Below are 14,288 nucleotides of genomic sequence, written 5' to 3'. Positions count from 1 at the left end.
CGGGTATGACACCAAAAAAGATCCTGCGTCGCCCCCAGCCGGAGATAGTCCCGGACTGGGGGCAAAACCTGCCTCCGTTGCTTCGCCGTCTCTACGCCGCCCGTGGCGTAACCTCTGATGAGCAGCTGAGTTACACCCTCAGACATCTTGCATCTCCCCTGTCACTGAGAGGTATCGACCGGGCAGTTGAGCTGCTGTCGGAAGCGATCCAGCAGCAACAGCGGGTTCTGGTGCTTGGCGATTTCGATGCCGATGGCGCCACTAGCACCGCCGTAGCCATGCTTGGCCTTTCAATGCTCGGTTTGCAGAGCATTGATTTTCGGGTGCCCAGCCGTTTTGCCGACGGCTATGGCCTGACGCCAGGCATTATTGAGCGGCTGCGCGATGAGGGTGAGCTTCCCGACCTGATGGTCACCGTTGATAACGGTATATCCGCCGTTGAAGGTGTCAGAGCGGCCAAAGAACTTGGTGTGAAAGTCGTGGTGACGGATCACCATCTGGCCGGCGATGAGCTTCCGGACGCCGACGCCATCGTAAATCCCAATCAGCCAGGTTGTCCCTTCCTGAGCAAGAACGCCGCCGGTGTTGGTGTCATGTTTTACGTGCTCACGGCACTGCGCAAGCGGCTTCGGGAAAGCAGTCAACTCCCGGATCCTGAACCCAATCTGGGGAGCCTCCTGGACCTGGTGGCGCTGGGTACAGTCGCCGATGTCGTAGCCCTGGATCATAACAACCGGATTTTCGTAGAGCAGGGCTTGCGCCGGATAAGGCAGGGCGAGGCCCGGCCCGGTATCCTTGCGCTCCTTGAAGTCGCTGGCCGCGATCATACTGCAATCAGTTCAACCGATCTTGGGTTTGTGGTCGGCCCCCGATTGAATGCCGCCGGGCGTCTGGATGATATGAGCATCGGCATTGCCTGCCTTCTCGCCGACAGCCAGGACGAAGCGAGGCGCCTGGCCCGGGAGCTGGATACCTTCAACAGGGAACGCCGCACCATCGAGAAGGACATGAAAGCCCAGGCTCAGGATCTGCTTGCTTCCATGTCCCTGGATCTTGAAGGTCTGCCGTGGGGCCTGGCCCTGTTCGATCCCGACTGGCACCAGGGTGTCATCGGCATCCTCGCGGCACGGATTCGAGAACAGACCCACAGGCCCACCATTGCCTTCGCGCCGGATGACAATGGCGAGGATATCAAGGGCTCCGCCCGGTCGATTCCCGGGCTGCATATCCGTGATGTGCTCGCCGTGGTCGACTCCCGCCATCCCGGTATGCTGAAGAAGTTTGGCGGCCACGCCATGGCCGCCGGCATGACCCTGGCCAAAGCGGATCTGGATGCCTTCTCGGAAGCCTTCGATCGGGCCGTGCGAGACAGCGCCTCCGCCGAAGACCTGGAGGCTGCCATCACAACCGATGGCCCCCTGGCCTTGGAAGAGCTATCCCTGGACACCGCCGCACTGCTCAAGCGGGCCGGCCCCTGGGGGCAGCATTTCCCGGAGCCGTTGTTCGACGGCGAGTTTCGGGTGGTGAGCCAGAGAATCGTCGGTGAAAACCATCTGAAGCTGGTTCTGCAACCGGTTGAGGGCGGCGGGATCATTGACGGCATTGCCTTCAATACCGGGCCGGAAGTGCCGGATTACACCCGAACCGGTGCCCGGGTGGTGTATAAGCCGGATGCCAATACCTTTCGGGGGCGGACCAATCTTCAGCTTTTGGTCGATTATCTCGAGCCGCTATCCTGATCCTGCCTGCCTCCCGCTTACTCTGAAGTAGCGGTCAACCACGGCTGATTTACGAACTGATTTCCGGTAAACTCCGCCCTCTGTTTTTACTCTCCATTTTCAAGAGCGAGTAAGGGTTTCATGGAAATTAATCCCATTGTGACGAAGATTAAAGAGCTTCGTGAGCGCACTGAAGCGCTCAGGGGGTATCTTTGACTACGATCAGCGTAGTGAGCGACTGATCGAAGTTGAGCGCGAACTGGAGCAGCCAAGCGTCTGGGACGACCCCGAGCGGGCGCAGGCGCTGGGCAAAGAGCGTGCGGATCTTGAGCTGATCGTCAAGACCATCGATAACCTCACCTCCGGCCTGGAAGACGCCGAAGGCCTGCTGGATATTGCCGCAGAAGAAGAGGACGAAGGCACCGTTGCCGAGATCGAGTCCGATCTTGAGGGCCTTGATAAAGAGCTCGAAAAGCTCGAATTCCGCCGCATGTTCTCCGGCGAAATGGATGCCAACAACGCCTACCTCGATATCCAGGCTGGTTCCGGCGGCACCGAAGCCCAGGACTGGGCCAATATGCTGTTGCGTATGTACCTGCGCTGGGCTGAGCGCCGTGGCTTCAAGGCCGAGATTGTCGAGCTGATGGAAGGTGAAGTGGCGGGCATCAAGAGCGCCACCATTCACATCCAGGGCGACTATGCCTATGGCTGGCTGCGTACCGAAACCGGCGTACACCGGCTGGTGCGTAAATCACCGTTTGATTCCGGCAACCGTAGGCATACTTCGTTCTCTTCCGTGTTTGTATCGCCGGAAGTAGATGACAGCTTCGAGATCGAGATCAATCCGGCGGATTTGCGGGTGGATGTCTATCGTGCCTCCGGCGCCGGTGGTCAGCACGTTAACCGGACCGAGTCGGCGGTGCGTCTGACCCACAATCCCACCGGTATTGTCGTGGCCTGCCAGGCTGGCCGAAGCCAGCACCAGAACAAGGACCAGGCCATGAAGCAGCTGAAGGCCAAGCTGTTTGAGCGCGAGATGCAGGAGCGTAACGCCGAGAAGCAGAAGGCCGAGGACGCCAAGGCCGATATCGGTTGGGGCAGCCAGATCCGTTCCTACGTTCTGGATGACAGCCGTATCAAGGACCTGCGTACCAAGGTTGAAACCAGTAATACCCAGTCGGTGCTGGACGGTGACATTGACAAGTTCATCGAAGCCAGCCTGAAGATGGCGCTGTAACCAGCGCCGTTGCCACGCTAACCCGGACAACCCGATTCCTAGTGAGCCAAAATGACTGATCAAACTCAGAATGCCGCACAGCATGAGGACAACAAGCTGATTGCCGAGCGCCGCGCCAAACTGTCAGAGATGCGCGACCAGGGCAACGCCTTCCCGAACGACTTCCGTCGTGACGCCACCGCCGCCGAACTGCAGGCAAAATACGGCGAGAAAACCAAGGAAGAGCTGGAGTCCCTGGGTATCAAGGTGGCCATTGCCGGCCGCATGATGCTGGATCGCAAGGCATTCAAGGTGGTTCAGGACATGACTGGCCGGATCCAGATCTATGCTTCCAAGGATGTCCAGAAAGACACCAAGCACTGGGATCTGGGGGACATCGTGGGCGTCCGTGGGACCCTTTCCAAGTCAGGCAAGGGCGACCTGTACGTAACCATGGATGAGTACGTGCTGCTCACCAAGTCCCTGCGTCCGTTGCCTGAGAAGCACAAGGGCCTGACGGACACGGAAGCCCGCTACCGTCACCGCTACGTCGATTTGATGGTCAACGAGGACAGTCGCCGGGTGTTCCATGCGCGTTCGAAGATCATCAGCGCCATGCGCCAGTACTTCACCGACCGGGAGTTCATGGAAGTGGAAACTCCGATGCTTCAGGTGATCCCCGGTGGTGCCACCGCGCGGCCCTTCGTGACCCATCATAACGCCCTGGGCATCGACATGTACCTGCGTATTGCCCCGGAATTGTTCCTGAAGCGCCTGGTCGTCGGCGGCTTTGAGCGGGTGTTCGAGATCAACCGGAACTTCCGGAACGAGGGGCTTTCCACCCGTCATAATCCGGAATTCACCATGGTTGAGTTCTACCAGGCCTACGCAGACTACAACGACCTGATGGATCTGACCGAGGACATGCTGCGCACCATCACCGAGAAAGTGCTGGGCACCACCACGGTGGTGAACACCCGCACCCTGGCGGATGGCAGCGAAGAGACCATCGAGTACGACTTCGGCAAGACCTTCGAGCGCCTCACCGTTGTTGATGCCATCCTCCGCTATAACCCGGACATCAAGCCCGAGCAGCTGGCAGATGAGGCCAGCGCCCGCCAGGTCGCCAAAGATCTGGGTATTCACCTCAAGGAAGGCTGGGGTCTGGGCAAGGTGCAGATCGAGATCTTCGAGGCAACGGCGGAGCATCGCCTGATGCAACCGACCTTTATCACCGAGTACCCGAAAGAAGTGTCGCCCCTGGCCCGCTGCAAAGACAGTAACCCGTTCGTCACCGAACGCTTCGAGTTCTTCGTGGGCGGCCGCGAGATTGCCAACGGTTTCTCCGAGCTGAACGACGCCGAAGACCAGGCCGAGCGCTTCCAGGCCCAGGTGGCCGAGAAGGATGCCGGTGACGACGAGGCCATGTTCTACGACGAGGACTACGTCATGGCCCTGGAATATGGCCTGCCGCCCACCGCCGGCGAGGGCATCGGTATCGACCGCCTGGCCATGTTGCTGACCAACTCGGCTTCCATCCGCGACGTCATCCTGTTCCCGGCCATGCGCCCAGAACACAAGCCTGAAAGCCGCAAAGACGAGGAGTGATCCATGAGCCCGGTTGAGGTACTGGCCAGTCAGCTCAGGCCCGACCGGGGCTGGAAAGAACATCTCTCCGAAGAATTCCGCCAGCCCTACATGCAGGGCCTGGCGGAATTCCTGGCTGCCGAGGAGCAAGCCGGCAAAGTCCTGTTCCCCGCCAGCCAACACTGCTTCAACGCACTGAACAGCACGCCGCTGGAAAACGTAAGGGTGGTGATTCTCGGGCAAGACCCCTACCACGGCCCCGGCCAGGCCCACGGCCTGTGCTTCTCCGTGCGCCCGAACGTGGCCATCCCGCCCTCGCTGGTCAACATCTTCAAGGAAATTCAGGACGACCTGGGCATTGCTCCGCCCGATCACGGCTGCCTTCAACCCTGGGCAGAACAGGGCGTATTGCTACTCAACAGCGTCCTCACCGTCGTCCAGGGCCAGGCCGGCGCCCACCAGGGCAAAGGCTGGGAAACGTTCACCGACAAAGTCATCGAAACCATTAACCGCGAACGGGAAGGCGTGGTATTCCTGCTATGGGGTAGCTACGCCAAAAAGAAAGGCCAGCACATCGACCGCACCAAGCACCTCGTCCTCGATGGCCCCCATCCCTCGCCACTGAGCGCTTACCGGGGCTTCTTCGGTTGCAAACACTTCTCAAAGGCGAACGACTGGTTGCAACGGCAGGGAAAGCCCACCGTTAACTGGGCGTTGCCCAGCAAAGCTGAGTTGATCGAGAGATACAAGAAGAGCTGAAGGTCTGCCCGAAAGTAGTCTTCGGGATGGGGTCAGGCTCCCAGAACCGTGCGGAGCCATGGATGGCGGAGCCGAGCGTACAGGGATGTATTTACAGCGTGTTTTGGGAGCCTGACCCCATCTTGAAGACGGGCGGTCAAACTCCCAGCACAAATTACTGAAGCAGCGCCATGGCCGCTTCCATCTGGGCGTTCAGATCCTCTTCCTCGCTCATGTCGATATTCGGATCCAACCCAAGACGATCAAACGCCGAAATCTTCGTCCAGTCCATTTCGTTCCAGGGATGCTCTGAACCTGCAACCAGCTGCAGATTAGCCACCATCACCAGATCCGCATAGTCCGCAGCGGGAACCTGGCGGCTGAAGTTGGCGTATTCCAGCGGAACGTTCTGAAGCTCCTTCGGGAAATCCCACTTCTTGAGGATGGTCGCCCCGATCTTCGGGTGCAGTTCATCAACCACATTGTCCAGCATGATGCTGCTGATCTGGATATCCTGGTCTTCCACATAGCGAAGAATCGGCAGCACGCCGATCAGATGCACCAGGCCTGCAAGGGTGGCCTGGTCCGGCTTGAGCTTGGTGTAGTGTTGCGCCAGAACATGGCAGACACCGGCCACTTCGGTGCTGGTCTGCCAGGTGGCCCGCATGCGCTTGTCGATCATGTCGGAGGTGGCCTGGAACATCTGCTCCATTGCCAGACCCATGGCCAGGTTACTGGTATAGGCCATGCCGAGGCGGCTTACCGCCATGTTCAGATTCTCGATGGCGCGGCTGCCGCGGAACAGCGGGCTATTGGTCACCCGGATAATGCGGGCGGACAGGGCCGTGTCATTGCTGATGACCTTCACCAGGTCCGCTATTGAAGAATCCTCGGATTGCGCAATGTCTCTGACCTGAAGAGCTACTTCGGGAAGGGTGGGCAGCACCAGCTTGTCATTTTCGATAGCTGCGTTGAGATCGGCTTTGATGGTTTCAACAATATTCGACATGGTCAGTAAAGGTCCGCTTAAGGAGTTCGACGAGTGGTCGGAATGTCCGAGCCACGGTCCGAACAATCAAATATGTGAGCTACTGCATAGCAAAATAGCAAATTCTGGCGCGTTTGCCTGTCAACTTATGTATCTGATTGTGCGCTTTTTTCCCTTTCAGGCACCGAGTAGGGCAGCGGCAGAGGCTCCAGAACTACCTCCGGCAGGCCCTCCGGATGAAGGGGGGTGTCGGAGGCATCGTGGCGCACAACGGCAAGCAGTTCCATGCTGCCGTCACGGAATCTGATCGAGTTGACGACTTCTCCCGCGGATCGTTCGCCAGCAAACAGAGCGCTTCCGGGGGCGGGCAACTCTTTCGCCTCTTCCGCACGGAACCGGAACAGGCTTTTTTTCAATTGCCCCAGGAAATGCATGCGGGCAATCACTTCCTGACCCGTGTAGCAGCCCTTTTTGAAATGAACCCCGCCTACATGTTGCCAGTTCAGCATCTGTGGCACGAAGGATTCCTGGGTGGCGGCCGTGAGGGAGGCGACACCCGACGCAATCTCGGATGCCTGCCAGTCTGCCACCGACATCCGGTCGCTGGCGGGTAGTGTTATTTCGCCACCCCGGGTATGCCAGAACTCGAAGCGGGCCGTGCCTTCAGCTGTTGATTGGGTCTTCACAAGGATGCCGTCACGAAGTACGCAAGAGTCACCCGGTTCCCTCAGGCTGCCCATTGCAGTTTCGGCGAGCTTTTCGGCCAGCTCATTGCCCAGAATCCCTACGATGCTGGTTTCCTGGACCAGCTCCATGGTGGTTCCGCGAAAGAGCATCAGGTACTTGCCCAAATGGCTGATGATGTCGTCAGCGAGCTCGGAGGGAAAGTCCATCAGGATGTCGTCACCGGCCCGGACCATGCGGGTGAGGCAGTAGGCGCGGCCCTTGGGCGTCGCCGCTGCCGCTCGCGGGGAGCGATCCGGGGTTACCTCGTCCAGGTTCTGGCTGAACTGGCCCTGGAGAAACTTGTCGGTGCCCGGGCCGCTGATCCGCACAACCACCCGGTCGTCGAGAACCGCCCAGCCGCTATTGGGTAGGGGGAAGTCTGCAACGGCTGATACAGGAGAGTCTGTGTCGGTCATGGCGTGCTCCAGATTGGTGGATCAGATGGATGGTTGCCCGGATTGGCCCAGTCTGAGCCATACCCGCAGGCGACGAAAATCGTCTTTCGAAACGTTACCCGGTCTACCGGATGACGGTGCCAGCAGTATCGTATTGTACGACCGGAATCTGGTGCCAGTCGGACGCAGTTTCAAGAGTGCCAGTCCGGCCCAGACACGACTGGAAGCCGATGGACGGACCTGAACCTGCCGGTTGTCTCCGGTCTTGACGTACAACTCGCCATCCTCGACGACAAGCCCATTGACGGATCCGCCTCCGCGGAGCAAACCGTTGGACCGATACTGCAGCGCGGCTAGGCCGAGCGCAATGGGCGCTGCAGTGAGTAGCCATAACTTGCCGGCCAGCGCCGCAATGAAAAGGAACGCCAGCAGCAACAGCCAGGGCAGCACTGCCAGAGCGCCAACCAGCAGGGAGGGGGTGAGCGTCAGCTCAATCCGGCTGGACACGCTTGAGGATGATGTCGACCATGCGTTGGAGGTCCGGATCTGCCGGGCGGCTGCGCTGCATGAACCACTCGAACATGTCGCTGTCCTCACAGGCGAGCAGTTTCTTGTAGCGGGCCTGATCTTCGGCGTCCAGATCGCGAAAGGCTTCCTCCATGAATGGAATCAGGAGGTTGTCCAGCTCCAGCATCCCGCGACGGCTATGCCACCACAGGCGGTTGAATTCTGCTTTTTCGGACGATGCAGGTGTCTCTGACATAGTGTTTACCATTGAATCGATTGTAACAGTCGGCGTTGGTTCAGGGCGCGAGCGTTCGGTAGGTCGTGGGAACCAGTACGGTATCACGGACCTCGTTGAGTAGTCCCGGATAATCCAGTGTGTAGTGCAACCCCCGACTTTCCCTGCGCTGCAGTGCCGAACAGATGATCAGGTCGGAGACGGTGACCAGGTTCCGAAGTTCCAGCAGGTCGTTGGTCACACGGTAGTTGCTGTAAAACTCTCCGATCTCTGCGGACAGCAGGTCCACCCTGTGCTTGGCCCTCTGGAGCCGCTTGGTGGTCCGCACAATGCCCACGTAGTCCCACATGAAATGCCGCAGCTCGTCCCAGTTATGGGAGATAACAACGTCTTCATCAGAGTCTCTGACCTGGCTTTCGTCCCAGTCCGGGGCTTCTGGTGGTGGCGGAATGTCGGCTTCCCGGCGCGTAATATCCGCAGCGGCGGCGCGTCCATACACCAGGCACTCAAGCAGAGAGTTACTGGCCATGCGGTTGGCACCATGGAGTCCGGTGAATGCGGCCTCGCCCACCACATAGAGCTGATTGACGTCCGTTCTGGCCCGCTCGTCACTCATGACGCCGCCACAGGTATAGTGGGCTGCCGGAACCACGGGAATGGGCTCGCGTGTGATATCAATGCCAAAGCCCAGGCACTTCTCGTAAATGGTGGGGAAGTGGTGTTTGATGAAGTCGGCGGGTTTGTGGCTGATGTCCAGGTACAGATGATCAGCACCCAGTCGCTTCATCTCATGGTCAATGGCCCGGGCAACGATATCCCTTGGTGCCAGCTCTCCACGCTCGTCAAAGCGATCCATGAACCGCGACCCGTCTGGCAGTTTCAGCAGGCCACCCTCGCCCCTGACCGCTTCCGTGATCAAAAAGGATTTGGCGTGGGGGTGATACAGGCATGTTGGGTGGAATTGATTGAATTCCATGTTCGCGACACGGCATCCTGCCCGCCACGCCATGGCAATCCCGTCTCCGGAGGCACCGTCCGGATTGGTTGTATAGCGATAGGCCTTGGAGGCACCACCGGTAGCAATCACCGTGAATCGTGCCCGGAACAGCTCCACATGGTTGTCTTCAAGATTCAGGATATAGGCACCGACACATCGGTTTCCCGGCAGCGACAGTTTGCGATTGGTGATCAGGTCGACTGCCACCCTTCCCGACATGAGCTCGATGTTCGGACGCGCCTCTGCCTGGGACGTCAAAGTCGTTGAAACCGCATGGCCGGTGGCATCTGCTGCGTGAATGATGCGCCGGTGGCTGTGCCCACCTTCCCGCGTAAGGTGGTAATGCTCATCGCGGTCCCGGGTAAAATCAACGCCGGAATCGATCAGCCAATCGATGCTCTCCTTGCCGTGCTCCACAGTGAAACGTACGGCGTCTTCGTGGCAAAGGCCAGCGCCAGCATTCAGGGTGTCAGTAATGTGGTTTTCAGTGGAATCCTGATCATCCAGGACCGCAGCGATTCCGCCTTGCGCCCAGAGGGTTGCTCCACTGCTGATCTGCGCCTTGCTCACCACGCAGACTTTCAGATGCTCTGGCAGATTGAGGGCGACGGTGAGGCCGGCAGCGCCGCTGCCGATAATGAGAACATCGTATTCGAAGGACTGTGGCATCGGGTCGTTATCGCAGGCCATAATGTGGACGTGTATTGAACTAAACTTTACGCTTGCTGTCTATTTGGCCTGACAGGGTGAGCCGCCTGCCAGGAGGCTTCAGCCTGTTCCATTAACGGACGCCGGATAGCATCAATGACGCAGCGCAACTTGGTACAGGCCGGACAGCTGGCCATCAAATCAGGGAACCCCGGCAACCAGGTCATGACTCCGGATACAGAGAAACGACAGGGCGATCACCCAGACAGCCAGACGGACCTGCAACTGGTACGCAAGGTGCGTAATGGTGATCGCGCCGCCTTCGATCTTCTGGTGGTCAAATACCAGTCCAGGGTCGCCTCAATCATCAGCCGGTACGTCTACGACAGCCAGGAAGTCATGGATCTGACCCAGGAGACCTTCGTCAAAGCGTTCAGGGCAATTGAGCGTTTCCGGGGCGACAGCGCCTTTTATACGTGGCTCTACCGGATAGCCGTGAACACTGCGAAGAATTATCTGGAGTCCCGGGGGCGGCGCCCGCAGGGTAGTGCCGACTCGGCCGAGGCGGAGAATTTCGATGATGGCTCACGACTCCGGGACACTGCATCACCAGAAAGGCTTTTGCAACGGGAACAGCTCCAGAAAGAACTGAACAGGGCTATCGCCCAGCTTCCCGAGGAGCTGCGCTCTGCCTTTTTGCTCCGGGAATACGATGGCCTGAGTTATGAGGATATCGCAGGCATCCTGGAGTGTCCGATCGGCACTGTCCGCTCACGAATATTCAGGGCCCGGGATGCGGTTGATAGGCATCTTGGACCTTTACTCAATCACTCCGTGACGTAATCGAGGTTGCATCCCATGGATGATCGTCTCAGAGAAACATTGTCCGCCATGATGGACGACGAAGCTGACGAACTGTCGGTACGTCGCCTGCTGTCACACGATAGCCAGGATGACGTACGGGCACAGTGGCAGCGTTGGCAGGACGTGCGGGATCTCATGCATGATGGCCACTCCCCGGCCCATGGAATGGACGTCAGTGTTGCTGTCCGTGAATTGCTTGATGGCCGCGGTCCCGCGACAGCCCGGTCAGAGCCGGTTGTTCAGGACAGCAGAGCGGGTCGATGGCACTGGCCGGCGGCGGCTATGGTTGCGATGGCTCTGCTGGTCGGGTTTGGCGCTGGTGCAGGTTGGGACTCGCCCGGTGCCGGTCCGGTTCAGTCCGTGACTGCGGCCGCACCGGAAACGTCTGTGCAGGAACCACCGGTCAGGGAGATTGCCCTGCAGGGTCTGGATGAGGAACAGTGGGAATACATGAGCCGTTACCTGCTCGAGCATGCGCAGCATAACAGCGTAGGTGCCGGGCGTGGTGCCGTCGGCTATGCCCGCCTGGTCAGCGCCAATGGCGCCGGCTACTGAACCCCGGAGCAAGTGTCGTTATGCCCCATACCTTTATCAAGTTGTCCCGATGCCAGGCGCTGTCAGTGCTTTTGGGCCTTCTGCTTGTGCTTGCCGCGCCGCTTCCGGCTGCGGCAGACGAAGAAGAGGCATCCGCCTGGCTTGAAAAGCTGGGGCCGGCATTGAACATGACCTCCTATCGTGGCGTGTTTGTGTACGCCCGCGGCGAGAGTGTTCACTCCATGCAGATTGCCCATCGCTACCGCGATGGTGTTGTCGAGGAGCGACTGGTTCTGCAGGATGGTGGCAGCGGCGAAATCGTTCGCAAAGGCATGAACGTGGTTTGCGTGCTCCCCGAAACCGGCCGTGTGAAGCTTGATCAGGTGATTCCATCAGGCCCGTTTGCCGAAGCATTCACCAGCCAACTGGTACCGGTGAGCCGCTGGTATCGTGCAGAAATGAAAGGCGAGGACCGGGTCGCCGGCTATGAAGTGGTTTCGGTGGCGCTGAGCGCCAGAGATTCTTACCGCTATAGTCACAGGCTCTGGCTGGAGAAATCCACCGGGCTGTTGGTGAAGAGTCATGTCAGGAATGCTGAGGGCGAGGTGCTTGAGCAGTTCCAGTTCACCAGCCTGCACATTGGCGAGGACATCCCCGACACCGAATTCGAAATCCGTACCGAAGGTCGGGAAATTTCCAGAACGCTGGATGAGCCCGCTTCCCCGGCAGCCGTGGGGCAACGTATGAACGGCTGGCGGCTGGGCTGGCGTCCCGACGGTTTTGTGCCCGCCGCCGCACCCCGTTCCGGCAAGGGCCAGGCCGTTGCCTTCTCCGATGGCCTGGCAGCTTTCTCGGTGTTTGTTGAGCCGGCCGGGCCGGTAACCATGCCCACTGGCGCCTCCAAAATTGGCGCCACGACGGTTTACATGCATGAGGTAAAGGAAGGTGAAAGCGCCTTCCTGGTCACCGTCGTGGGCGAACTGCCGCCGCAAACAGCCCGTCAGGTTGCCGAGTCGGTGCGCATCGAAGATTCATTGGCCCTGGGTGCGGCTGAATCGTGATTACCGAAACCGGCAAGGTTGTTGCGCTCAAGGGCGACCGGGTCTGGGTCCAGACGATTCGAACCAGTGCCTGTCAGAGTTGTGCAGCTCGCAGTGGCTGTGGTCAGAAAGTGCTGGCCGCGGCATCGGGCGGGCGCGCCAACCAGATCCTGGTAATGAACTCGGTCAATGCCAGGGTAGGGGATGAAGTCACCATCGGTATTGACGAGCAAGCCCTGCTGGGCGCTTCTCTTCTGGTCTATGCCCTACCGCTGATCCTGATGGTGGTTGCCAGTGTCCTTGGTCACCAGCTGTCCGGTGGGCACGATGGCGCGGCGATGCTCGCTGCAGTCGCTGGGTTGGCCGTGGGCTTTTTCGCAGGGCGAAAATGGCAGCGGGCCGGTAACCGGGATTATGAGCCCCATCTGGTCCGGGTAAACCGGATTACCTCTGAAAACTGTCCGTAAACCCTACGGTTTTGTAAGTTGAAAATCGATGGGGTGAGCCCCAAATTTACGGCTAGATGTGAGAACAACAGGGGGTACTACATGTCGAGTGCAACAGCAGTTGCCCAACCGCTACGGAATGTTATATCCACAAGGATGCCGGCCATTGTGTTTCTCTTACTGTCCACGGTGCTTCTGGTGGTCTGGAGCCAGGCCAGTGTAGCCCGAAGTTTGCCCGATTTTACCGAGCTGGTTGAAGACAATGCCGGCGCGGTGGTGAACATCAGTACAACCACCGAACCCCGACGCGGCAATTCCCGCTCTCCTGGCATGCCGTTCGATGAACGCCAGCTCGAACAGCTTCCCGAATTTTTCCAGGATTTCTTTCGCGGCCCCCAGTCTCCATTTGGTGGCGGGCCCGGTAGTTCGCAGCCGCGCCGCTCCATGGGCTCCGGGTTTATCGTATCCTCTGACGGCTACGTACTGACCAACAACCATGTGGTTGAAGGGGCTGATGAGATCATCGTTCGCCTGAACGACCGCCGCGAACTGCCTGCAACCCTGGTTGGAACCGATCCCCGTTCCGATATGGCTGTGCTCAAGATTGAAAACGGCGATGACCTGCCAGTCGTGAAAGTAGGCCAGTCCCGGGATCTGAAAGTTGGTGAATGGGTCTTTGCGATTGGTTCGCCGTTCGGGTTCGACTATACGGTGACTGCCGGAATCGTCAGCGCCCTGGGTCGCTCACTCCCGTCGGAAAACTACGTGCCGTTCATCCAGACTGATGTGGCCATTAATCCCGGCAATTCAGGCGGCCCTCTGTTTAATCTGGATGGCGAAGTTGTGGGTATCAACTCCCAGATCTATACCCGATCCGGCGGCTTCATGGGCGTCTCGTTTGCCATCCCCATTGACGATGCAATGAATGTGTTCCGCCAACTGCGCGACAAGGGTTCGGTGTCCCGCGGCTGGCTCGGGGTGTTGATTCAGGAGGTCAACCGTGATCTGGCCGAGTCCTTTGGTCTGAAACGTCCCCGCGGCGCGCTGATTGCCGAAGTCATGGCGGACTCACCAGCTCAGAAAGCCGGTCTTCAGGCTGGGGATATTGTTCTCAGCTATGATGGCGATGAGGTTCAGCTTTCTTCTGATTTGCCACCTATGGTGGGCCGCACTCCAGTTGGTGAAACGGCCGAGCTGCAAGTCCTCCGTGGTGGCGAAGAGATCGAGCTTCAGGTTGAAATTGGTCGACTCCCCGAGGAGGGAAGTCAGCAGGCTTCAGCGCCGTCCAGCGACAGCAGTGGTCCCGCGTCGGCGCCTCTGGGCATGATGGTTGAGCCGCTTCCTGCGGATATGGCCGACTCCATGGGTGTTGAAGGCGGCGTTGTGGTCAATAATGTTGCCCGGGGTGCTGCGGCTGATGCCGGCATTCGGGCGGGCGATGTGATCACTGAAATTAACCGCCAGAAAGTGAGATCCGCCGAGGAGTTCCGCGAAGCTGTGCGGTCACTGCCCGAGGGCAAGGCGGTATCGGTACGGGTGGTGCGTCAGGGGCGTGCTCTGTACCTGGTGATGAAGCCCTGATATTGCCTAGCTGAACCGGTCTGGCTAATCCAAAAGCCCCCGCAGGTGTCGGAAACGACACCTGCGGG

14 protein-coding genes are annotated in these 14,288 nt (G+C 59.1%); 9 read left to right on the top strand and 5 right to left on the bottom strand.

The features are described 5' to 3' along the window. Nucleotides 1-5: 5 nt before the first annotated feature. The 4 genes from recJ to ung all read left to right on the top strand — a co-directional run bounded on the left by recJ (nt 6) and on the right by ung (nt 5,280). A complete protein-coding gene (gene recJ / locus ABNF92_RS05745) occupies nt 6-1,739 on the top strand; it encodes a single-stranded-DNA-specific exonuclease RecJ (RefSeq protein ID WP_349343705.1) in 1,734 nt (577 codons plus the stop codon). Between the two features lie 120 nt (nt 1,740-1,859). Then, nucleotides 1,860-2,955 (top strand): peptide chain release factor 2 gene (gene prfB / locus ABNF92_RS05740; protein ID WP_099045589.1). Its coding sequence is split into 2 segments (ribosomal slippage): nt 1,860-1,931 and nt 1,933-2,955, totalling 1,095 coding nucleotides; the frame shifts between segments, so codons are not numbered across the junction. A 51-nt stretch (nt 2,956-3,006) separates the two neighbouring features. Beyond that, a complete protein-coding gene (lysS, locus tag ABNF92_RS05735) occupies nt 3,007-4,542 on the top strand; it encodes a lysine--tRNA ligase (protein WP_349343704.1) in 1,536 nt (511 codons plus the stop codon). Between the two features lie 3 nt (nt 4,543-4,545). Continuing rightward, nucleotides 4,546-5,280 carry a uracil-DNA glycosylase gene (gene ung / locus ABNF92_RS05730; protein ID WP_136629328.1) on the top strand — a complete coding sequence of 245 codons (735 nt, stop codon included), beginning with the start codon at nt 4,546-4,548 and terminating at the stop codon, nt 5,278-5,280. Nucleotides 5,281-5,434: 154 nt separating this feature from the next. On the opposite strand, the gene ABNF92_RS05725 is transcribed toward ung, so the two are convergent. The 5 genes from ABNF92_RS05725 to nadB all read right to left on the bottom strand — a co-directional run bounded on the left by ABNF92_RS05725 (nt 5,435) and on the right by nadB (nt 9,776). Beyond that, nucleotides 5,435-6,268, bottom strand: coding sequence for an HDOD domain-containing protein (locus tag ABNF92_RS05725; protein WP_209398735.1), 834 nt, complete (start codon nt 6,266-6,268; stop codon nt 5,435-5,437). Between the two features lie 125 nt (nt 6,269-6,393). Beyond that, nucleotides 6,394-7,389 (bottom strand): folate-binding protein, encoded by a 996-nt coding sequence (locus ABNF92_RS05720; protein ID WP_349343703.1) that lies wholly within the window; start codon nt 7,387-7,389, stop codon nt 6,394-6,396. Nucleotides 7,390-7,410: 21 nt separating this feature from the next. Then, a complete protein-coding gene (locus ABNF92_RS05715) occupies nt 7,411-7,875 on the bottom strand; it encodes a hypothetical protein (protein ID WP_069184109.1) in 465 nt (154 codons plus the stop codon). Then, the gene (locus ABNF92_RS05710; RefSeq protein ID WP_069184110.1) at nt 7,859-8,131 is read right to left on the bottom strand and encodes a succinate dehydrogenase assembly factor 2; all 273 of its coding nucleotides are present in this window, start codon (nt 8,129-8,131) and stop codon (nt 7,859-7,861) included. The genes ABNF92_RS05715 and ABNF92_RS05710 overlap by 17 nt, the downstream gene beginning before the upstream one ends. A gap of 40 nt (nt 8,132-8,171) precedes the next feature. Then, nucleotides 8,172-9,776, bottom strand: coding sequence for an L-aspartate oxidase (gene nadB, locus ABNF92_RS05705; protein ID WP_194839000.1), 1,605 nt, complete (start codon nt 9,774-9,776; stop codon nt 8,172-8,174). Between the two features lie 135 nt (nt 9,777-9,911). On the opposite strand from nadB, the gene rpoE reads away from it, so the two are divergent. The 5 genes from rpoE to ABNF92_RS05680 all read left to right on the top strand — a co-directional run bounded on the left by rpoE (nt 9,912) and on the right by ABNF92_RS05680 (nt 14,220). Then, entirely contained in the window at nt 9,912-10,598 is a 687-nt protein-coding gene (gene rpoE / locus ABNF92_RS05700; protein WP_069184112.1) for an RNA polymerase sigma factor RpoE, read from the top strand. A 15-nt stretch (nt 10,599-10,613) separates the two neighbouring features. Beyond that, entirely contained in the window at nt 10,614-11,174 is a 561-nt protein-coding gene (locus ABNF92_RS05695; RefSeq protein ID WP_069184113.1) for a sigma-E factor negative regulatory protein, read from the top strand. 20 nt (nt 11,175-11,194) lie between these two features. Continuing rightward, nucleotides 11,195-12,214: a MucB/RseB C-terminal domain-containing protein gene (locus ABNF92_RS05690; RefSeq protein WP_227549462.1), complete on the top strand. Its 1,020-nt coding sequence runs from the start codon at nt 11,195-11,197 to the stop codon at nt 12,212-12,214. After that, a complete protein-coding gene (locus ABNF92_RS05685; protein ID WP_069184115.1) occupies nt 12,211-12,660 on the top strand; it encodes a SoxR reducing system RseC family protein in 450 nt (149 codons plus the stop codon). The genes ABNF92_RS05690 and ABNF92_RS05685 overlap by 4 nt, the downstream gene beginning before the upstream one ends. A 135-nt stretch (nt 12,661-12,795) precedes the next feature. Continuing rightward, the gene (locus tag ABNF92_RS05680; protein WP_349344064.1) at nt 12,796-14,220 is read left to right on the top strand and encodes a DegQ family serine endoprotease; all 1,425 of its coding nucleotides are present in this window, start codon (nt 12,796-12,798) and stop codon (nt 14,218-14,220) included. The last annotated feature ends 68 nt before the right edge of the window (nt 14,221-14,288 follow it).

The sequence above is a fragment of the Marinobacter sp. MMG032 genome (assembly GCF_040112695.1).
In the GTDB taxonomy this organism is placed as follows: domain Bacteria; phylum Pseudomonadota; class Gammaproteobacteria; order Pseudomonadales; family Oleiphilaceae; genus Marinobacter; species Marinobacter salsuginis.
Note: the sequence above shows the minus strand (reverse complement) of the source record. Positions and strands in the feature narration are given on the sequence as shown.